At 71.5% G+C, this 19,576-nt stretch carries 21 protein-coding genes; 11 read left to right on the forward strand and 10 right to left on the reverse strand.

Features of this window, described 5'->3' with window-relative positions; genetic code table 11:
• Positions 1-57 precede the first annotated feature (57 nt).
• Positions 58-903 (forward strand): helix-turn-helix transcriptional regulator, encoded by an 846-nt coding sequence (locus G5C51_RS07130; protein WP_206313546.1) that lies wholly within the window; start codon positions 58-60, stop codon positions 901-903.
• Here the strand turns inward: G5C51_RS07130 and G5C51_RS07135 are convergent.
• The gene (locus G5C51_RS07135; protein WP_165233524.1) at positions 896-1,831 is read right to left on the reverse strand and encodes an SDR family oxidoreductase; all 936 of its coding nucleotides are present in this window, start codon (positions 1,829-1,831) and stop codon (positions 896-898) included. The two genes, G5C51_RS07130 and G5C51_RS07135, sit on opposite strands and share 8 nt — an antisense overlap.
• An 82-nt stretch (positions 1,832-1,913) precedes the next feature.
• Between G5C51_RS07135 and G5C51_RS07140 the strand changes: the two genes are divergently transcribed.
• Positions 1,914-2,477: a TetR/AcrR family transcriptional regulator gene (locus G5C51_RS07140; protein WP_165233663.1), complete on the forward strand. Its 564-nt coding sequence runs from the start codon at positions 1,914-1,916 to the stop codon at positions 2,475-2,477.
• Between the two features lie 81 nt (positions 2,478-2,558).
• On the forward strand, positions 2,559-4,490 hold the full coding sequence (locus tag G5C51_RS07145) for an AMP-dependent synthetase/ligase (RefSeq protein WP_165233527.1): 1,932 nt from the start codon (positions 2,559-2,561) through the stop codon (positions 4,488-4,490).
• An 18-nt stretch (positions 4,491-4,508) separates the two neighbouring features.
• Here the strand turns inward: G5C51_RS07145 and G5C51_RS07150 are convergent, their stop codons facing one another.
• Both G5C51_RS07150 and G5C51_RS07155 read right to left on the reverse strand, forming a co-directional pair.
• On the reverse strand, positions 4,509-4,967 hold the full coding sequence (locus G5C51_RS07150; protein ID WP_165233666.1) for an Lrp/AsnC family transcriptional regulator: 459 nt from the start codon (positions 4,965-4,967) through the stop codon (positions 4,509-4,511).
• Positions 4,968-4,986: 19 nt separating this feature from the next.
• The gene (locus tag G5C51_RS07155) at positions 4,987-5,700 is read right to left on the reverse strand and encodes a UbiX family flavin prenyltransferase (protein ID WP_165233530.1); all 714 of its coding nucleotides are present in this window, start codon (positions 5,698-5,700) and stop codon (positions 4,987-4,989) included.
• A gap of 178 nt (positions 5,701-5,878) precedes the next feature.
• On the opposite strand from G5C51_RS07155, the gene G5C51_RS07160 reads away from it, so the two are divergent.
• Positions 5,879-6,418, forward strand: coding sequence for a rhomboid family intramembrane serine protease (locus tag G5C51_RS07160; protein WP_165233669.1), 540 nt, complete (start codon positions 5,879-5,881; stop codon positions 6,416-6,418).
• 83 nt (positions 6,419-6,501) lie between these two features.
• Here G5C51_RS07160 and mqnP read toward each other — a convergent pair whose 3' ends face one another.
• Both mqnP and G5C51_RS07170 read right to left on the reverse strand, forming a co-directional pair.
• On the reverse strand, positions 6,502-7,416 hold the full coding sequence (gene mqnP, locus G5C51_RS07165) for a menaquinone biosynthesis prenyltransferase MqnP (protein WP_165233533.1): 915 nt from the start codon (positions 7,414-7,416) through the stop codon (positions 6,502-6,504).
• Positions 7,416-8,861, reverse strand: a complete 1,446-nt coding sequence (locus tag G5C51_RS07170) for a menaquinone biosynthesis decarboxylase (protein ID WP_165233536.1) — start codon at positions 8,859-8,861, stop codon at positions 7,416-7,418. The genes mqnP and G5C51_RS07170 overlap by 1 nt, the downstream gene beginning before the upstream one ends.
• A gap of 91 nt (positions 8,862-8,952) precedes the next feature.
• On the opposite strand from G5C51_RS07170, the gene G5C51_RS07175 reads away from it, so the two are divergent.
• The 5 genes from G5C51_RS07175 to G5C51_RS07195 all read left to right on the forward strand — a co-directional run bounded on the left by G5C51_RS07175 (position 8,953) and on the right by G5C51_RS07195 (position 12,311).
• Positions 8,953-9,663 carry a B3/B4 domain-containing protein gene (locus G5C51_RS07175; protein ID WP_165233539.1) on the forward strand — a complete coding sequence of 237 codons (711 nt, stop codon included), beginning with the start codon at positions 8,953-8,955 and terminating at the stop codon, positions 9,661-9,663.
• Positions 9,664-9,728: 65 nt separating this feature from the next.
• A complete protein-coding gene (locus tag G5C51_RS07180; RefSeq protein ID WP_165233542.1) occupies positions 9,729-10,070 on the forward strand; it encodes a PLD nuclease N-terminal domain-containing protein in 342 nt (113 codons plus the stop codon).
• 42 nt (positions 10,071-10,112) lie between these two features.
• Entirely contained in the window at positions 10,113-10,358 is a 246-nt protein-coding gene (locus G5C51_RS07185; protein ID WP_165233545.1) for a type II toxin-antitoxin system VapB family antitoxin, read from the forward strand.
• Positions 10,355-10,762 (forward strand): PIN domain-containing protein, encoded by a 408-nt coding sequence (locus tag G5C51_RS07190; protein WP_165233548.1) that lies wholly within the window; start codon positions 10,355-10,357, stop codon positions 10,760-10,762. The genes G5C51_RS07185 and G5C51_RS07190 overlap by 4 nt, the downstream gene beginning before the upstream one ends.
• 79 nt (positions 10,763-10,841) lie before the next feature.
• Positions 10,842-12,311, forward strand: coding sequence for a purine-cytosine permease family protein (locus tag G5C51_RS07195; protein ID WP_165233551.1), 1,470 nt, complete (start codon positions 10,842-10,844; stop codon positions 12,309-12,311).
• Here G5C51_RS07195 and G5C51_RS07200 read toward each other — a convergent pair.
• Positions 12,230-13,627 carry a PucR family transcriptional regulator gene (locus tag G5C51_RS07200; RefSeq protein ID WP_165233554.1) on the reverse strand — a complete coding sequence of 466 codons (1,398 nt, stop codon included), beginning with the start codon at positions 13,625-13,627 and terminating at the stop codon, positions 12,230-12,232. The genes G5C51_RS07195 and G5C51_RS07200 overlap by 82 nt on opposite strands.
• 112 nt (positions 13,628-13,739) lie before the next feature.
• Between G5C51_RS07200 and G5C51_RS07205 the strand changes: the two genes are divergently transcribed.
• On the forward strand, positions 13,740-14,180 hold the full coding sequence (locus G5C51_RS07205) for a nucleoside deaminase (protein ID WP_165233557.1): 441 nt from the start codon (positions 13,740-13,742) through the stop codon (positions 14,178-14,180).
• Positions 14,177-15,136, forward strand: a complete 960-nt coding sequence (locus tag G5C51_RS07210) for an isopenicillin N synthase family dioxygenase (RefSeq protein WP_165233560.1) — start codon at positions 14,177-14,179, stop codon at positions 15,134-15,136. Before G5C51_RS07205 ends, G5C51_RS07210 begins: the two co-directional genes overlap by 4 nt.
• Positions 15,137-15,145: 9 nt before the next feature.
• On the opposite strand, the gene G5C51_RS07215 is transcribed toward G5C51_RS07210, so the two are convergent.
• From G5C51_RS07215 to resB, 4 genes are read right to left on the reverse strand one after another with little or no spacing between them, the layout of a single operon-like run.
• Positions 15,146-16,090 (reverse strand): CU044_5270 family protein, encoded by a 945-nt coding sequence (locus G5C51_RS07215; protein ID WP_165233563.1) that lies wholly within the window; start codon positions 16,088-16,090, stop codon positions 15,146-15,148.
• Positions 16,087-16,701 (reverse strand): sigma-70 family RNA polymerase sigma factor, encoded by a 615-nt coding sequence (locus G5C51_RS07220; protein WP_165233567.1) that lies wholly within the window; start codon positions 16,699-16,701, stop codon positions 16,087-16,089. Before G5C51_RS07220 ends, G5C51_RS07215 begins: the two co-directional genes overlap by 4 nt.
• Positions 16,702-16,749: 48 nt before the next feature.
• Positions 16,750-17,838: a c-type cytochrome biogenesis protein CcsB gene (gene ccsB, locus G5C51_RS07225; protein WP_165233570.1), complete on the reverse strand. Its 1,089-nt coding sequence runs from the start codon at positions 17,836-17,838 to the stop codon at positions 16,750-16,752.
• The gene (gene resB, locus G5C51_RS07230) at positions 17,835-19,574 is read right to left on the reverse strand and encodes a cytochrome c biogenesis protein ResB (protein WP_165233572.1); all 1,740 of its coding nucleotides are present in this window, start codon (positions 19,572-19,574) and stop codon (positions 17,835-17,837) included. The genes ccsB and resB overlap by 4 nt, the downstream gene beginning before the upstream one ends.
• Positions 19,575-19,576: the final 2 nt, after the last annotated feature.

The raw sequence follows: 19,576 nt of genomic DNA on the forward strand, positions 1-19,576 counted from the left end.
CGCAGGGATACCTTCCGGCCTCCCGGATCACCGCCCGCCCGGCCTAGGCTCGTGAACATGCAGCTGGAGAGCCTCGGTGCCTACCTCAAGACCCGCCGCGACCGCGTCACGCCGGACGACATCGGGCTGCGCACCTACGGCGCCACCCGCCGCGTGCCGGGCCTGCGCCGCGAGGAGCTGGCGCAGCTCGCCGGGGTGAGCGCCGGCTACTACACGCGGCTGGAGCAGGACCAGGCGGGCCTCGCCTCCGACCAGGTCCTGGACGCGCTCGCGGGCGTGCTGCGCCTGGACCCGGCCGAGTCGGCCCATCTGCACAACCTCGCCCGCCGGACGACGACTTCGCGCCTCGTACGCCCCGAGCCCGAGACGCCGCACCCGCGGGTGCTCGCGCTGCTGTCGTCACTGGGCGAGTCCATGCCCGCCCTCGTCCTCGGCCGCCGCGGCGACGTGCTGGCCTGGAACCGTACGGGCCACGCCCTGCACGCCGGACACGTCGGCTTCGACGCCCCCGGCGACCCGGACCGCCGCCCGTCCGTCCCGCGGATGTTCTTCCTGGACCCGCTCACCCGCGACTCCCTCCGCAACTGGGACGAGCTGGCCCGCATCCACGTCGGCTACCTGCGCCTGACCGCCGGCCGCTACCCGGACGACGCCGCCCTCGCCGAGCTGATCGGCGAACTCGCCATGGGCAGCCGCGACTTCTCCCGCCTGTGGGCGGAGGGCGACGTCGCCGACTGCACCACGGGCCCGATGCTGCTCCGCCACCCGACCGTCGGCCGCACCGACATCGACTACCAGGTCTGGCTCCAGCCCGACAGCCCCGACCACCGCCTCGAGGTCTACACCCCGCGCGACCCCGCCTCGGCGGACGCGCTGCGGCTGCTCGCGGGGAGCCTCAGCTAGTACGGAAGTAGTGCCCCTGGTCGAGGTCGGCCAGCAGGCCCGGCTGCGTCGGCGCCCAGTCGACCAGTTCGCGGGTGAGCGTGGCGGAGGCGGGCTGGTCGGCGGTCAGCACCATGGTCAGCCAGCCGAAGTGGTCCTGGGCCCGCTCCGGCGGGACGGACTCGACCGGCAGGTCCAGATGGCGGCCGATGACCTCGGCGATGTCGCGCAGCGGCACGCCCTCGTCGGCGACGGCGTGCAGCGTCGAGCCCGCCGGGGCGGTCTCCAGCGCGACGCGGAACAGGTGCGCGGAGTCCAGGCGGTGGACGGCGGGCCAGCGGTTGGCGCCGTCGCCGTAATAGCCGGAGACGCCCTTGTCGCGGGCGGTCTGCACCATCGTCGCCACGAAGCCGTGGTCGCCCTCGCCGTGGTTCGTGCGCGGCAGGCGCACCACCGACGAGCGGACGCCGCGGCCCGCGAGGCCCAGCACGTACTCCCCGGTCGCCATCCGCGCGACCGCGCCGGCCGCCTCCGGCGGGACCGCGTCGAGCGGCGGCAGGTCGTGCCCGTCCCGCTCGGTCGCCACCTTCCCCGCTTCTACGGGCGTGCCTGAGGCGAGGACGAACGGCTTGTCCGTGCCGGCGAGTGCCTCCCCCATCGCCTCGACGGCGGCACGGTCGGCGTCGGCCGCGGACTTGAAGTCGCCCTGGAGAACGGCGACTTCGTGGTTGAACGCCAGGTGGATCACGCCGTCCGCGGCGGCCGCGGCGTCCCGCAGGACGTCCAGGTCCTCGAGCGAGCCGCGGACCGGCTCGACGCCGGCCTGGCGCAGCGCGTCGGCGGAGGCGTCCGAGCGGGCCAGCCCGAGCACCTCGTGGCCGCCCTCGATCAGGTCGGGCACGACGGCGGAGCCGATCCAGCCGGACGCGCCGGTGACGAAAACACGCATGATCAAAACCTCCATCTGACGACAGTCACTGACATCAGACTAGCACGCGATGACAGGCACTGACATCACGTACGATCTGCGCATGGTCAGATGGGCGCCCAACGCGCGCGGCCGCCTCGAGCAGGCGGCACTGGAGCTCTTCGGCGAGCGCGGTTACGACGCGACCACCGTGAAGGAGATCGCCGAACGGGCGGGCCTGACGGAGCGCACCTTCTTCCGCCACTTCGCCGACAAGCGTGAGGTGCTCTTCGGCGGGACCACGCTGCAGGACGGCCTGGTCGGCACGCTCGCGGAGATCCCGGAGGACACGGCGCCGCTGGCCGCGGTGGCGGCGACCCTGGAGGCTGCCGGGGAGCTCTTCGACGGGCGCCGCGACCTCGTCCGGCAGCGGCAGGCCCTCATCGCCGCTCACCCAGAGCTCCAGGAACGCGAGCTGATCAAGCTCGCCACGCTCGGCTCGGCGCTCGCCGCGGCGCTGCGCGAGCGCGGCATCGCGGAGCCGGCCGCGAGCCTCGCCGCGGAAGCGGGCATGGCCGTTTTCAAGGTCGCGTTCGAGCGCTGGCTCGAAGACGCGGAGGAGCAAGCCTTCACACAACATCTGCGGGACGGCTTCGCCGGGCTCAAAACCCTCACAGCAGGCGCTTGACGCGGCATTCCCCCGTAGACGAAATGTCAGTACGGTTACTGACGGGTTACACCATGCAGTGCAACTCTTCGGGGGCCGCTGATGTCGCAACAGACCGCGCCTGTCCACAAACTCGTCACCGACCGCCTCACGCCGGGTGCCGCCGTCCCCGAACTGACGCCGCCCGCCCTCGGGTTACACAACGGATCCCGCGAGGCCGCCGTCCCGCTGCTCGTCCCCGCCGTCGTCCGGGGCTCGCTCGCCGAGATCCCCTTCGACAACGCCGCCGCGGAGCCCAAGACCGCCGTCCTCGCCCGCAAGGACCGGGACGGCAGCTGGCAGGACGTCTCCGCCGCCGAGTTCGCGCTGCAAGTGCAGGCGCTCGCCAAGGGGTTGATCGCGCAGGGGCTCCGCCCCGGCGAGCGGATCGCGATCATGTCCCGTACGACCTACGACTGGACGCTGCTGGACTTCGCCGCCTGGGCCGCCGGGCTGATCACCGTCCCGATCTACCCCACCTCCTCCGCCTTCCAGGCCGCCTGGATCCTCAACGACTGCGGCGCCGTGGCCTGCGCCGTGGAGAACGTCGAGCAGGCCCGGATGCTCAGCGCCGAGCGCCGCGACGTCCCGTATATGCGCCACCTGTGGCAGCTGGACACCGGCGCGCTCAGCCGGCTCGCCGCCGAAGGGCGGCACCTGCCCGACAGCGAGGTGCGGCGCCGCCGCCGCGAGCTCACGCCTGACTCCGTCGCGACGGTGATGTACACGTCCGGCACCACCGGGCGTCCCAAGGGCTGCGTGCTCACCCACGGCAACTTCTTCGCCGAGGTCGACAACGCCATCGAGCTGCTCTACCCGGTCTTCAAGGCGGTCAGCAAGGACCCCGCCTCCACCCTGCTCTTCCTCCCGCTCTCCCACGTCCTCGGCCGGATGACCGCCATCGGCTGCATGCGGGCGCGGGTGAAACTCGGGCACGCGCCCAGCATCGCCACCGAGGATCTGCTGGAGGACCTGAGCGGCTTCCGCCCGACCTTCCTGGTGGCCATCCCGTACGTCCTGGAGAAGGTCTACAACACCGGCCGCGCCACCGCCGAGGCGATGGGCCGCGCCGCCTCCTTCGACCGCGCCGCGCAGATCGCGGTCCGGTACGGGGAGGAGATCGAGGCCGAGTTGCACGGGACGGGACCGGGGCCCAGCCTCCCGCTCAGAGCCGCCCGCAAGCTCTACGACCTGCTCGTCTACCGCCGCATCCGCGCCGCCCTCGGCGGCCGCGTCCGCTACGCCATCTGCGGCGGCTCCCCGCTCGGCCGCCGTCTCGCCGCCTTCTACGCGGGCGCCGACGTCATGGTCTTCGAGGGCTACGGCCTCACCGAAACCACCGCCGCCACGACCGTGACGCCGCCGCTGCGCCCCAAGCTCGGCACCGTCGGCTGGCCGATGCCGGGCTCCGCCGTCCGGATCGCCGACGACGGCGAGGTGCTGGTGCGCGGCGGGCAGCTGTTCTCCGGTTACTGGGACGCGACGACGCAGCGGGTGGAGCCGGCGACGATGGACGGCTGGTTCCCGACCGGTGACATCGGCGAGCTGGACGACGAGGGCTATCTGACGATCACCGGCCGCAAGAAGGACCTGATCGTCACCGCCTCCGGGAAGAACCTGGCCCCGGCCCCGCTGGAGGACCGGCTGCGCGCCCACCCGCTGGTCAGCCAGTGCATGGTGATCGGCGACAACCGCCCGTACGTCTCCGCCCTCATCACCCTCGACGACGACGGCCTCGCCCACTGGCGCACGATGCGCAAGCGCGAATACGCCGCCGTGGACGAGCTGATCCGCGACGAGCTGCTGCTCAAGGACCTGCAGCGGGCGGTGGACGAGGCCAACCTGCTGGTCTCGCGCGCCGAGTCCATCCGCCGCTTCACGGTGCTGGCGGAGGACTTCACCGAGCGCAGCGGCCACCTGACGCCGTCGCTGAAGCTCAAGCGGCGGCGGATCCTGCGGGACTTCGCGGAGACGATCGAGGGGCTGTACGGGTAACGGGCCTGGATGGTCGAGCTACTCGACGTCCTCCGCCAGCTCCCCCACCCGGTGCTCCCACTTGGTCGACAGCACGATCGTCGACCGGGTACGGGAAACGCCCTTGATGCCGGACAGCCGCCGGATGGTCCGCTCCAGGCCGTCCACGTCGCCCGCACGCACCTTCAGCATGTACGAGTCGTCGCCCGCGATGAACCAGCAGTCCTCGATCTCGGTGACATCCCGCAGCCGGTGCGCCACGTCCTCGTGGTCCACCGCGTCGGACAGCTGCACGCCGATCAGCGCGGTCACGCCGAGCCCGAGTCTCGCCGCGTCCACGGTGGCGCGATAGCCGGTGATCACGCCGGCCGTCTCCAGCCGGTTGATCCGGTCGGTGACGCTGGGGCCCGAGAGCCCCACCAGCCGGCCCAGCTCCGCATACGAGGCCCTGCCGTTTTCGCGCAGGGCCTTGATGAGCTGCCTGTCGACCTCGTCCATGTTGGTGTAGCGCCTTCCGTCACTCACGGCTGTCTCTCCCGGGGTGCTGCGCCCCCAGCTCCCCTTCCCACCTGCGATAGAGCTTGTGCGGCACGCCGGCCGAGTCAAGCACCCGGCCCGCGACGAAGTCGACGAGGTCCTGGATGCCGGTGGCGCCCGCGTAGAAGGCGGGCGACGCCGGCAGCACCACGGCGCCCGCCTCGTCGAGGGCGACCAGGTGCTTGAGGGTCGTACCTGCCAGCGGGGTCTCGCGCACGGCGACGACCAGCGGCCGCCGCTCCTTGAGCGTCACGCTCGCGGCCCGCTGCAGCAAATCCTTGGAGAGCCCGAGCGCCACCCCCGCGACACACGCGGTGGAGGCCGGGACGATGAGCATGCCCTTCGCCGGATACGAGCCGGACGACGGGCCCGCCGCGAGATCACCCGCCGCCCAGTGGCGTACGGCATCGTCGGGCAGATGCACGTCGAAGGCGTCCTTGCGGCCGCCCGCCCCGGTCGCGAGCCAGCGGCGCAGGTCCTCGCGCCAGTGCGCGTCGCGGAAGGGGCTCCCGGTCTCGTCGAGGATCGTCAGCCGGGCCGCCCGGCTGACCACCAGGTCGACGGCTTCGCCCGCGTGCAGGAGGGCGCGCAGCACGGCCGCGGCATACGGGGTGCCGGAGGCCCCGGACACCCCGACGATCCAGGGACGGCGGGCGTTGCCCGCGGCGCTGGGGGTCGAAGGCGGCTGGTCCACACCCTGAGCCTATCGGGCGTGGGCAGACGCGGAACTGGGGCGGGGTGGTCGAGCGTTCATTAAGGTAGGACGAGTGGTCTGAAGGGGGCATTCGGTGGCGTACGAACCTGACGGTGGTACTGGCTCCCGATTCACCGCCCGGCAGGGCGGTCAGCGAGCCAAGCAGGCGCTCGTCTTCATGGCGGCGTGGGTGGCGCTGCTGTGGCTGCTCGAGGGCATCGACAGCATCACGGGACATGCGCTGGACACGTTCGGCATCCAGGCGCGGGACTTCGGCGAGCTGCGCGATGTGATCCCGGCGTCCTTCATGCACTTCGGCTTCAGCCACCTGGCGGCGAATACGGTGCCGCTGCTGGTGCTCGGCTTCCTCGCGGCGCTGCGGGGGCTGAAGGTGTTCGTGGGCGTGATCCTCACGATCATGATCATCAGCGGGCTCGGGGTGTGGTTCATCGCCCCGCCCGACTCCAACACGGCGGGCGCCTCCGGCGTCGTCTTCGGCCTCTTCGGCTATCTCGTGGTCCGCGGCTTCGTGGACAAGCGGGTCACGGACGTGCTGATCGGCGTGGTGGTGGCGGTCCTGTACTGGTCGATCCTCGCCGGCGCCTTCCCGACCAACGAGGCGATCTCCTGGCAGGGCCACCTCTTCGGCCTGATCGGCGGCGTGGCGGCAGCGTTCTTCTTCAGCGACCGGCGCATGCCGAAGCTGTTCAAACGCTGATCCAACCCACCCGCCCGTTGCTCTTGCGACAGGCGTCGCGCGGCTTCCGGCGCGATGAGGTCTCGGCCGGCGGCCGCCGGCCGTCAGATCGTCAGGCCCCTGACCAGCAGATCCAGCAGCGCGCAGACGAAGAGCGCGATGCCGATGAAGCCGTTGACGGTGAAGAAGGCTCGGTTCAGGCGGCTCAGGTCGCCCGGCTTGACCAGGCTGTGCTCGTAGACGAAGGCCACCGCCACGATGACCAGGCCGAACCAGAAGAACCCGCCCGCGTCGGTGGCCAGCGCGTACCAGGCGAAGAGCAGCACCGTGACCACATGGCAGGCGCGGGCGCCGTACAGCGCGGCCGGGATACCGAAGCGGGCCGGGACCGACTTCACGCCGTGGGCGCGGTCCGCGGCCACGTCCTGGCAGCCGAAGATGAGGTCGAAGCCGCCGATCCAGATGCCGACCGCGAGGCCGAGGATCACCGCGTCCCAGGACCAGCTGCCGCTGATCGCGATCCAGGCGCCGACCGGGCCCATCGCCTGGGCCAGGCCCAGGATCGCGTGCGGGAAGTTCGTGAACCGCTTCCCGTACGGATAGACCACCATCGGCACGATCGCGATGGGCGCGAGCGCCAGGCAGAGCGGGTTGAGCAGCGCCGCGGCGCCCAGGAAGACGGCCAGCGCCACCGCGGCGCCGGTCCACCCCTGCCGTACGGAGACGGCGCCGGTGACGATCTCCCGCCCGGCCGTGCGCGGGTTCTTCGCGTCGATCTCGCGGTCGATGATCCGGTTCGCCGCCATGGCGAAGGTGCGCAGGCCGACCATGGCGATGGTGACGAGCAGCAGCCGGCCCCAGTGGATGTTCTCGTCCCACTGGAACATCGCGGTGAGCGCCGCGATGTACGCGAACGGCAGCGCGAACACCGAGTGCTCGATCATGACCAGGCGCAGAAACGCCTTCACCTTGCTGCTGGGCTGTGGTGCGGGCCCGACGACCCCTTCGGCAGCGGCCATCAGAGTCCGTACTCCTTCCATCTGCGGTCGACCTTCGCCGCCGTCTCCGGGTCGGAGACCACCATCTCCGGCCAGCCGCGGTCGTAGCCCTCCTCGGGCCACTTCGTGGTGGCGTCGATGCCCGCCTTGCCGCCCCAGAACTGCTGGTACGAGGCGTGGTCGAGATGGTCCACCGGGCCCTCGACGACGGAGAGGTCGCGGGCGTAGTCCGTGTTCCCGAGCGCCCGCCAGGCAACCTCGTGCAGGTCGTGCACGTCGCAGTCGGCGTCGACCACGATGATCAGCTTGGTCAGCGACATCATGTGCGCGCCCCAGACGGCGTGCATGACCTTCTGCGCGTGCTTCGGGTACTTCTTGTCGATCGAGACGATCGCGCAGTTGTGGAAGCCGCCGGCCTCGGGGAGGTGGTAGTCCACGATGTCCGGGATGATGATCTTGAGGAGCGGAAGGAAGAACCGCTCGGTGGCGCGGCCCAGCGGCCCGTCCTCGGTCGGCGGGCGGCCGACGACGATGGACTGGAGCAGCGGGCGCTTGCGCATGGTGACGCAGTCGATGGTCAGGGCCGGGAAGGGCTCCTGCGGGGTGTAGAAGCCGGTGTGGTCGCCGAAGGGGCCCTCCGGGAGCATCTCACCGGGCTCCAGCCAGCCCTCGATGACGACCTCGGCATTGGCCGGGACCTGCAGCGGGACGGTCTTGCAGTCGACCATCTCGATCCGCTTGCCCTGGAGGAAGCCGGCGAAGAGGTACTCGTCGATGTCGCCGGGGAGCGGCGCGGTGGACGCGTAGGTGACGGCCGGCGGGCAGCCGAAGGCGATCGCGACCGGCAGCTTCTCGCCCTTACGGGCGGCCACCTGGTAGTGGTTCCGGCTGTCCTTGTGGATCTGCCAGTGCATGCCGATGGTGTTGCGGTCGTGCCGCTGCAGCCGGTAGAGCCCGAGATTCCGTACGCCCGTCTCCGGGTCCTTGGTGTGCGTCAGCCCGAGGTTGAAGAAGGACCCGCCGTCCTCCGGCCAGGTGAAGAGCGCCGGGAGCTGGTCGAGGTCGACGTCGTCGCCCTGCAGGACCACCTCCTGCACCGGCGCGTCCTTCACCTTCTTCGGCGGCACGTGCGTCATCCCGGCCAGCTTCCCGAAGGCCTCGCGGAAGCCGGTGAAGCCCTGCGGCAGCTCGGGCTTCAGCAGCCCGCCGATCTTGTCGCTGATGTCCTCGTACGAGTCCAGGCCGAGGGCCTTCAGCAGCCGCCGGTCGGTCCCGAAGACGTTCATGGCCAGCGGCATCGCCGCGCCCTTGACGTTCTCGAAGAGCAGCGCGGGCCCGCCCGCCTTGTTGACCCGGTCGGTGATCTCACCGACCTCGAGGTACGGATCCACCTCGGCCTTGATCCGCTTGAGGTCACCGTCGCGCTCCAGCGCCCGCAGCAGCGAGCGGAGATCGTCGTAAGCCATGCCGCCCAGTATCCGTCACCGCTGATTGGTCCCGTAAAGCACCGCCCCTTTGGCCCTTCAGCGCGTGCCCTGACCAGGCCAGGCTGGGCACATGACACGCACTTTCCACCACTCCGACGCCCTGTGGGCGGACCACCCCGGTCTTGTCGCCGGGGTGCTGCACGCCTCCGGACTCGACGCTCTTACGGACAGCGGCCCGCGGGTCGCTGTCTACACCGATATCGCCCGGGAGCGGCTCGCCGGCGTCGGCACGGAGAGCGAACTCGGCGAGATCCAGGCATGGCGGCGGGCCTTTGCCGCGATGGGGCTGAAGCCGACGCAGTACCGGTGTGCGTCGGAGTCGCTGCTGCGGCGGCTGCGGAAGGAGGGGTCGCTGCCGCGGATCAATCCGCTGGTGGATCTGTGCAATGCGGTGTCCGTCGCGTACGGGATCCCGGTGGCGGCGATCGACGCTGGTCGGGTGGCGTGGCCGCTGCAGGTGCGGCATGCGGAGGGGGACGAGACGTACGAGACCTTCGGCGGGGCGGTGGAGCACCCGCAGCCCGGGGAGGTCACCTTCGCGGACGCGGGCGGGCGGGCGCATGCCCGGCGCTGGACGAACCGGCAGTCCGGGTACTCGGCGGTGGGGTCCGGGACGACGGAGGTGCTGATCGTCGCCGAGGCGGTGCACGAGACGGCGGCGCAGGACGTACCGAAGCTGGTCGCGGCGCTGGCGGACGAGCTGCGGACGCTGTGGGGGGCGTCGGCGCGGACGGCGGTGCTGACCCCTTCCGAGTCCCGCTTCGAGCTCCCGGGCCGGTAACGGGGGCGTGGCCCGTACCCTGGACGGAGCACACCGCACCGCCGCACCGTCAAGGGGTCCGCGACATGCTCAGGTATCTGCCGTTCCTGCTGGTCCTGGCGCTGTGGATCTATGCCTTCATCGACTGCCTCAACACCCCGGAGAAGGAAGTCCGCAACCTCCCGAAGCTGGTGTGGGTCGCGATCATCGTTCTCTTCGGCACGGTGTTGTTCGGCCCGCTTGCGTGGCTCTTCGCCGGCCGCCCCCGCGGCCCTCGGATCGCCGCAGCGGGCGGCGGCTCCTCCCGCGGCCGCGGCCCGCGCCGCGGCGGCTGGGTCGCCCCGGACGACAACCCGGACTTCCTCCGCTCCCTCGACGACGACAAACGCCGCAACGAGGACGGCCAGGGGCCTGAGGACGGCCGCTGAATATAGACGTGCTAACCTCTCGTATATACGACAGGGGTGGCCATGACGAAGATGCTCATCGACATCGATGAAGAAGCCCTCGCCAAGGCGCAGGCGGCGTTCGGCACCAAGACCAAGAAGGACACCGTCAACCGGGCCTTGGCAGAGGTGACCGAACGCCTGGACCGGGCCGCGGCTTTGCGGGAGTTGCAGCGCCTCGCCGTCGAGGAGGGCGCACTGGACCTCGACATGCTCGGCGACAAGACCAGGTACCGCCCCAGCAGCGACCCGGGCCAGGATGTGGCGTGAAGTACCTGGCCGACACCTCGGCAGTCCATCTCATCCTGCGCGACCCGGCCAACGACCTCGGCTGGAACGACACCGTCGCAACCGGAATCGTCGGCCTCGGCGACATCACGGAGCTGGAGGTGATGCGCTCCGCGATGTCCACCGGGCACGGCACCCGCCTGCGCACCGTCCTGCGCGACGTGTTTCCGTGGGTGCCGACACCCGACGGCGTCTATCAGCGCGCCCTTGAAGTCCAGCAGCTCCTCATCCGCCACGGGGAACACCGCGGCGCCGGCCCCATCGACCTCCTCATCGCGGCCACCGCAGAGCTGTCGGACCTGACGCTCCTGCACTGCGACAAGGACATACTGGCCATCGCCAAGCACACCCAGCAGCCCACCGAGTACATCCACCGCTCCGGCTGACGGTCCGTACGTCCGGCCCCCGCCCAGTGCGGACACGCTGACCGTTGGCGCGGGGGAACTGCGCGCTGACACTGGCGGGATGACTGCCGCCTCCGATGCCGCCTCGGCCAGTGCATCGTCCGCCACCGCCTCCGCCGCCGCCGGTTATGGCGGCAAGGTCACCGCCGTCGAGACCGCCGGGGCCGAGCCCATTCCTGATGCCGAGCGGCATGGCACGCCGCTGCAGTTGTTGTGGACGTGGGCGTCGCCGCAGCTGGAGTTCGCGACCGTTTATATCGGGGTCATCTCCGTTCTCTTCTTCGGGCTGAGCTTTTGGCAGGCTGCTGCCGCGCTCATCCTCGGGACCGCCTGCGGGGCCGCCGCGCACGGGGTGCTCAGTCTCGACGGGCCGCGGTTCGGGGTGCCGCAGATGGTCGCCGGGCGGATCGCCTTCGGGCGTACGGGGAATGTGCTGCCCGCTTCGCTCAATGCCGCCGTCGCCGGGGTCGGCTGGTTCGCCGTGAACTCCGTCAGCGCCGCCTTCGCGCTCAACACCCTCACCGGGCTGCGGCCGCTGCCCAGCCTGCTGCTCGTCGTCGCCGCCGAGATCGCGATCGGCTTCGTCGGGCACAACTTCGTGCACACCTTTGAGCGTTACGCCTTCCCGGTGCTCGGCATCGTCTTCCTGCTGGCGGCGGGGTGGATCATCAGCGGCGCGGACCTCGGCGCCCCGGCGGCCGCGGGCGGGCCCGGCACCACCGCGGGCTTCCTGCTCGCGTTCAGCGCCGCCTTCGGGTACGCGGCGGGCTGGAATCCGTACGCCGCCGACTACGCCCGCTATCTGCCGCGCGCCGCCGCCAAGTCCAAGGCCACGGCGCTCTTCCCGGCGCTCGGGATGTTCGTGTCGATCTCCGTCGTCGCCGTCACCGGCGCCGCCTCCGCGACCGTCGCCGCGCCCGAAGGGGCCTCCCCCACCGACGCGTTCACCGCGCAGCTGCCCGGCTGGCTCGGCAATCTCGTCCTCGTCGGCATCGTGCTGGGCGCGCTCTCCGCCAACGCCCTCAACATCTACTCCTCCGCCATCTCCATCACCGCCCTCGGCCTGAAGCTCCCGCCGTGGCTGAACCGCGCCACGCTGTGCGTCGTCGCCGGCGCGGGCGGCACCGCGGCGGCGTGGGCTTCGCTGGCGGACGCGGGGCATGCGTATGAGGCGTTCCTGCTGGTCATCGCGTACTGGGTGGCGCCCTGGCTGGCCGTGACGCTGACCGAGCGGGTGCTGTCCCGGCGTACGGACGACGCCGTGCTCGCCGCCCGCATCGCCGATCCCGCGCACCGCAACTGGGCGGGCCCGATCGCGATGCTCGCGGGCATCGCCGTATCGGTGCCGCTCTTCTCCAACCAGGAGAAGTACGTCGGCTGGGCCGCCGAGCGCTGGCCCGACATCGGCGACCTGACGTGCGTCGTCGGCTTCGTGGTCGGGGCTGTCGTCTACGCCGCGCTCAGGCCGCTGCTGGGCAAGGGCGTGACCGCCGCGACGGAGGCCTCCGAAGCCCCCGCCAGGATGCGGTGAGCGCACGCCGCCACCAGGAAGGCGGTGTGCTGCTCGGGGTCGGTGACCGGGACGCCGAGCAGCGACTCGATGCGTTCGAGGCGCTGGTAGAGCGACTGGCGGCCGATGTGCAGCAGCGCGGCGGTACGGGTCGGGCTGCAGCCGTGCCGCAGGTGCACCTCCAGGGTGCGGACGAGGTCGCTCGGGTGCGCCGCGTCCCAGGCGACCAGCGGGCCGAGCGCGTCGTCGGCGAGGCGGGCGAGGCGGGCCCGGTTCGCCTCCAACCCGCCGCGGGTCAGCTCGCGTTCGAGCGCGAGGGCGCCGGCGGAGACGATCCGCGGGGTCCGGTCGCCGTCGGTGGCGGGCTCGGCGGGCGCGGTCGCGGGCTCGGGGTCCGGGACGGTCAGCGCCAGTTCGAGGGTCTCCCGGGCCGCGCGCAAGGTCTCGCTCCAGCGCAGCCAGCCGCCACCGGCGGGGATGGAGTGGCCGAGGGCGGCGGTGATGCGGGCGGGGGCGGGGCTCCCGGAGGGCGCCATCGTCGCGGACGGCGCGGTCATCCCGGACGGCGCGGTCGATCCGCCCTTCACCCCCGCAGCTGCCTGCGCCAGCGCCGCCCGTACCGCCCGCACCGCCTCCCCGCCCCGCTCCGGCGGCGGCACCGCCAGCAGCGCGAGGGTGTCGCCCGGGAAAGCGGCTCGCAGCACGCCGCCGAAGCCCAAGGCCCGCACCGCCCCGTCCAGCACCCCCCGCGCGGCCGCCGCGGGCCCGTGCAGGCAGACCCCGACCAGCCGGTGCCCGGCGGGCGGCCGGAACCCGGCCAGCGCGGAACGAGCCGTCACCTCGGGCTGGTTGAGCGCCCGCCCCTCCGCGAGGTCGGCGAGCAGCGCGGCCGCCGCGTCGCCGCCCGGCGGGTGGTGCCGGGTGGCGGCGGTGAGCAGCCGGGTGACGATGACGGTGTTGGCGGCCTGGGTGATGCGGACGAACGGCACCACCCGGTGCAGCGCGATCAGCGGCAGGCCGAGCCGGCGGCTCTCGGCGACGATCTCCTCCGGCATCGCGGCGAGCCCGCGCCCCACCTCGACGGCGACGCCCGCCACGCCGCGGGCGGCCAGCTCGCGGACGTACGCGCGGCGGGTCTCCGCGTCGGCGGTGCGGATGCCGAAGCCGTTGGTGAGCAGCAGCTCGCCGCCGTCGAGGAAGGACACCGCCTCGTACACCTCGCTGGAGTGCACCCAGCGCACCGGGTGGTCCAACGCGCTCGCGCCGGCCAGGACTTCGGGCGCCGCTTCGCGGACCGTGTCGAGGGTGAGGATCTCGCGGAGGGTGAGTGCGGCCATGGACTGGGCCTCCCTTGCGGGAACAGGGCGGACACTTCGTCGGGGGCGGGGACGCCCGGAGAGTACGTGTCGCACGTTGCCGTGGTGTTTCCCGCCGCGGAGAGTGGTGGGCATGGACGCACACCGCATGCTGGCGACCGCGGTCGACGAGGCCCGGGCCGGACTCGCCGAAGGTGGCATTCCCATCGGCGCCGCCCTCTACGGCCCCGGCGGCGAACTGCTCGGCCGCGGCCACAACCGCCGGGTGCAGGACGGCGATCCGTCGCTGCACGCGGAGACCGCCGCCTTCCGCGCGGCCGGGCGGCAGCGGACGTACAAAGGCACGACGATGGTGACGACGCTGTCGCCGTGCTGGTACTGCAGCGGTCTGGTGCGGCAGTTCGGCATCTCGCGGGTGGTGATCGGCGAGGCGCGGACCTTCCACGGCGGCCATGACTGGCTGGCGGAGCACGGTGTGGAGATCGTGCTGCTGGACGACCCCGAGTGCGCGGCCATGATGGCCGACTTCATCGAGAAGCACCCCGACCTGTGGAACGAGGACATCGGCGCATGAGCGGCATTCCCACCATTGATCTCGCCCCGTGGCGCGCCGGCGACCCGGCGGAGCGCGCCCGGATCGCGGCGACCGTCGACGAAGCGCTGCAGACGGCCGGCTTCCTGCTGGTCACCGGCCACGGCGTGGACCCGTCCCTGCGTACCGAAATCCGGGACGCGGCAAGGGAGTTCTTCCGGCTGCCGCCCGCCGTGAAGGAGCCGTACGCGGTCAAGGTCGGCGGCCGCGGCTGGCTCGGCCCGGGCGCGGAGGCGAACGGCTACGCGGAGGGGACCGAGACCCCGCCGGACCTCAAGGAGTCCTGGTCCCTCGCCGCCGAGGAGCCGACCGGGGACGCGGCGGTGGACGCGGAGTGGTTCCTGCCGAACGTCTGGCCCGCGGAGGCGCCGCGGCTGCGCGAGCTGGTGGAGACGTATCTCGCGCAGATGCGGGCGCTGTCCGACGAGCTGCTGGAGCTGCTCGCGGTGGCGCTGGGCGCGGAGCCCGACTTCTTCACCCGGCACACCAGCCACCCCACCTGGGGCTTCAACGTCAACTGGTACCCCGGCACCGAGGTCGTCGGCGCCCCGGCCCCCGGCCAGTTCCGCATCGGCCCGCATACGGACTTCGGCACGGTCACGGTCCTCGACCGGCAGCAGGGCAAGGGCGGCCTCCAGGTCCACACGGACGCCGGCGGCTGGGAGGACGCCCCGTACGACGCCGACGCCTTCACCATCAACATCGGCGACCTGATGGCCCGCTGGACCGGCGACCGCTGGCGCTCAGGCCGCCACCGCGTCCTCCCACCCCCGGCGGACACCCCCGCGGAGGAGCTGATGTCGCTGGTCTACTTCTACGAATGCGACCCGGCCACCCGCGTCGAATCCGTCCCGGCCCCGACCGGGCGGGTGGCGTACGAGCCCGTCGACTCGCACGCCTACCTCCGCGACAAACTGAACGCGATCGCAGTCGGCTGACCGCCAGGGTTACGGGCGCTGCCCCGGCCTGTCGACGATGGCGCGCTGCAGGTTGGCGCTGGTGCCCAGGACCGTGCCCGGCTCGCAGGCGAGTTCCGGCTCGCCGTCGGTGCGGCCCTCGAGGAGGACCTCGCGTTCGCCGAGGTATTCCAGGGTCTTCTTGTCGAAGATCAGCTCGACCCGGGTCTCGACGCCGTGGTTCGCCTGGCGGGTGATCGCGACCCCGGGGCGGCCGAGGAAGTCGACGGCGTCGTTGACCACGGTCACGCCCGGGATCTTCGCGGTCGCCCGGTACATGGCGGCGCTCACCTTCGGCGGCAGGACGGACTCCCGGATCGTGTCGCCGACCAGCGTGAAGGCGGCCGCGTCCGTGGTCTTCTCGGCGTCGCGCTTCTCGTAGAGCCAGTCGTACATGCCCTTGGTGGTGGTGGGCAGCTTCTCGTACTCGCGGTAGTTGTCGGCGTCCTTGCCGCCGTACGACTCCTGCCAGCGCAGCTTCTCGTCCTTCGGGAAGACCCGCCGGTCGCGCAGCAGGCCGTCGTGCCTGCCGTCCACCGATTCCCAGATCTCGCGCTCGGTGGCGGGCTTCAGCTTGCACGGCTCGCCCTTGACCGAGTCGTACGAGATCTTGCTCCGGATGTACATGAACTGGTCGTCCCGCACCTCGCGCGGCGCCGGCTCCGCGGCCGCCACCGCGGCGATGCGGTGCAGCAGTTGAGTCGCGGGCTCGCCCCGCGCGGGGACGTCGCCGGCCGGGTCGCCGGACTCAAGACCGACGATCAGGCCGGCCGCCACCGTCGCGACCGCCCCGGCGGCGATCGCGGGGCGCAGCCACGGGCGGCGCTTCTGGACAGGGGCTTCGGACTGCCGGATCTCGCGCATCAGGTGCTCCTTCAGCAGGAGGTGACGGCCCGGCGGAAGGTCCCTTTCGGGGTTGGTCGGGAAGTCGTTCATCGCTGTCCCTCCGGGGTGGGCCTCGCCGCAGGTTTGCGGCCACCTCTCAGCTGTCCGCCACTGCCCGGCGGTTCCACGCCCAGCTCGGCCGCGAGTTTGGTACGGGCCCGGGACAGCCGGGAGCGCACCGTGCCCACCGGAATGCCGAGCGCGTCCGCCGCGTCCTCGTAGGAAAGCTCCGCCCACGCACACAGCGCGAAGACCTCGCGCTCCTGCCGGCGCAGCCGCAGCACCGCGTCCCGTACGGACGCGATCCGCGCGAGGTCGTCGAGCCGCCCCGCGACGTCGTCGGCGAAGTCCGGCTCGGCGGTCCGGTCGCGCGGCAGCCGGTCCATCGCGGCGGCGTGCCGGCGCAGGCCGCGGCGGGTATTACGGGCGGTGTTGGTGGCGATCCCGAGCAGCCAGGGCCGTAACGAACCGCCCTCCGCCTCCACCCGCTCGCGCAGCCGCCACGCCTCCAGGAACGTCAGCGAGACGACGTCCTCGGCGGTGGCCCAGTCGCCGGTCAGGCGGTAGGCGTGGTTGTAGACGGACCGCGCGTACGCGTCGAAGACTTCTCCGAACGCGTCCGCGTCCCCCGCCCTGATCCGTGCTCTCAGAGTTGACCCCACACCCCTCCCCTGTCCGCGGAGGCGTGTGGGGTTCCCGGAACTCCCGGACTAGACCCCCGAGTACGAGTGCAGCCCGTCGACGAACATGTTCACGCCGTAGTAGTTGAAGAGGAAGCACAGGAACGCGACGATCGCGAGATACGCCGCCTTGCGGCCCTTCCAGCCGGCCGTGGCGCGCGCGTGCAGGTAGCAGGCGTAGACGACCCAGGTGATGAAGGACCAGACCTCCTTGGGGTCCCAGCCCCAGTAGCGGCCCCAGGCGCTCTCGGCCCAGATCGCGCCCGCCACGATGGTGAAGGTCCAGAACGGGAAGACGGCCGCGTTCACCCGGTACGCGAACTTGTCCAGCGACGCCGCCGCCGGCATCCGGGACAGCACCGACTTGGCGAACGAGCCGGGCTGCGGGCCGCTCGGGTCGGCGACCTTGGCCTCGAAGCGGTCGCGGAAGAGGTAGAGGATCGTCGCGACCGCGCCCAGGTAGAAGAGCGCGCCGCAGGTGATCGCGAGCGAGACGTGGATCCACAGCCAGTACGAGTCGAGGGCCGGGACCAGCTGGTCGGACTCGGTGTAGAGGACGGTGACCGCGAGACCGAGGTCGAGCAGCACCGTGGTGATCAGCGGCAGGCCCATCCAGCGGACGTTCTTCTTCGCCGCCAGGAAGATCAGATACGCGCCCACGGCCACCATCGAGAAGGTGGTGGAGAACTCGTACATGTTGCCCCACGGGGCGCGCTGCACCGACCAGCCGCGGGTGAACACCCCGGCGAAGTGCAGCAGGAACGCCAGCACGGTCAGCGAGATCGCGAAGCGCCCGTAGAGATCACCCTGTTCGTCGCCGGCCGCCGCGCCCGGGCCGTCGGGCACGTCGCGGGTGCCGGCGGCGGAGCGGGTGACGACCTTCGGCCGCTCCAGCACCGCGGTGCCGCCGGCCTGCTTGACGGCGACCTTCACCGAGTCGGCGGGAGCGGCGTCGGCCGCGGTCAGCGCGGCGGCGGTCTTCCCGACCTTGCTGCGGCTGCCGAAGACCCACTCGGCGATGTGCGCGAGGAAGGCCAGCACGTAGACGGCCATGGCCGAATACACCAGATAATTGCTGATGTTCGCCAGATTCTCGTTGGTCGCGGCAGCGATGTTCACGCTCGCGCTCCTTCTTCCTGGTCTTCGGATACGGGCGGCGCCGCCGGGTGCAGCGCCACCGCAAGATCAGCGAGTTCCTCGGGCAGCTTCGCGCTCTCGCTGCGGCCGAGCCCGGCGAGCTCCACCGTCGTACGGCCGTCGGCGTCCTCTGACGCCCGCACCCACACCCGGCGCCGCTGGATGAACAGCGACCCGGCGAGGCCGAAGATGGCGGCCATGGCGCCGCCGAGCGCCCAGCCGTTGCCCTTCTGCTGGGAGATCTGGAAGCTGGCCCACTGCTCGTAGCCCTCGAACTTCAGCGAGCCCGCGCCGTTCGGCAGCTTCATGGTCTCGCCGGGCAGCATCATCTGCGCGAGCGGCCCGCCGCCCTTGCGCTTGAACTGCTTCATGTTCTTGGTCTCGAGCTGGTAGACGTTCTGCGGGATGCCCGCGTCCAGGCCCAGGTCGCCGTGGTAGGCGGTGAGGAAGAGCACCGGATAGTCGGGCTCGGGGAACTGGGAGAACATCGACCCGGAGCCCTTGCCGCCGTACGTCGGGACGAAGAAGCCCTGGAAGGCCAGCTGGTCCTTCTTGCCGTTCTTGTCCTTGGCGTCGGTGACCTTGATGGCGCCGGACGAGGTCAGGTTGCCGTCCTGCGGCAGGAACGGAACCGGGCCCTTGTACGCCGTCTCGCCCTTGCCGTCGGTGACCGTGACCACGGGCGCGTAGCCGTGGCTCATCAGATAGATCTTGGTGTCGTCGACGGTCAGCGGGTGGTTCGAGCGGATCGCGGACTTCTGCGGCTTGCCGTCGGCGCCCTTCCACCAGGTGACGTCGGCGCGGAATTCGCGGGCGGAGCCCTTCTGCGGGCCGCTGCGGGCGAACTTCGCGGTGAAGTCGTTGAGCGTGAAGCCGAAGGGGTCGAGGTCCTCGGCGCCGGAGAAGGTGCCGGGCCGGAAGTCGTCGTACTGGGTGAGCGTGTTGGAGAAGCCGTCGCCCTCCATCACCAGCTTGCCGCCGTCGGCCTTCCACAGCTGCCCCACCGCGAAGGCGATGAGCAGCACGAAGAGCGCGATGTGGAAGAGCAGATTGCCCGCCTCGCGCAGATAGCCCTTCTCGGCCGCGACCGCGCCGCCGCTCGTATAGGCGCGGAAGCGGCGCTTCTTCATCATCCGCTGGGCGGCTTCGAGGACCTCGTCGGCCGGCTTCTCGGTCTGCCAGGTGGTGTACGCCGGGAGCCGGTCGAGGCGCCGCGGCGCCTTCGGCGGCTTGGCGCGCAGCTGGCCGACGAACTGCCAGGAGCGCGGCACGATGCAGCCGGCGAGGGAGATGAACAGCAGGATGTAGATCGCCGAGAACCACACCGAGCTGTAGACGTCGAAGAGCTGCAGCTTGTCGTAGATCGGCGCCAGGGTCTCGTGCTGCTCGCGGAAGCGGTCGACCTTGATCTGGTCGACGGAGGTCTGCGGGATGAGCGAGCCGGGGATCGAGCCGAGCGAGAGCAGGAAGAGCAGGATCAGCGCGACCCGCATGGAGGTCAGCTGCCGCCAGATCCAGCGCACCCAGCCGGTGATCTCGCGCCCGGTCCAGGCGATGGCGCCCGCGGTGCCGGGGCGGCGTACGCCGCCGAACGATCCGGCGACGGCTTGGCCCTGCGGGGCCGCCGCGTCCTCGTCCACCGGGGCGGTGGAGAGCTGGGAGGTGGCGGCCTCGAGATCAGAATCGGTGGTGGCCCCACGCTGGTCGGTCGTGGACATGG

Source organism: Streptomyces coryli, assembly GCF_011044975.1.
Lineage (GTDB): Bacteria > Actinomycetota > Actinomycetes > Streptomycetales > Streptomycetaceae > Streptomyces > Streptomyces coryli.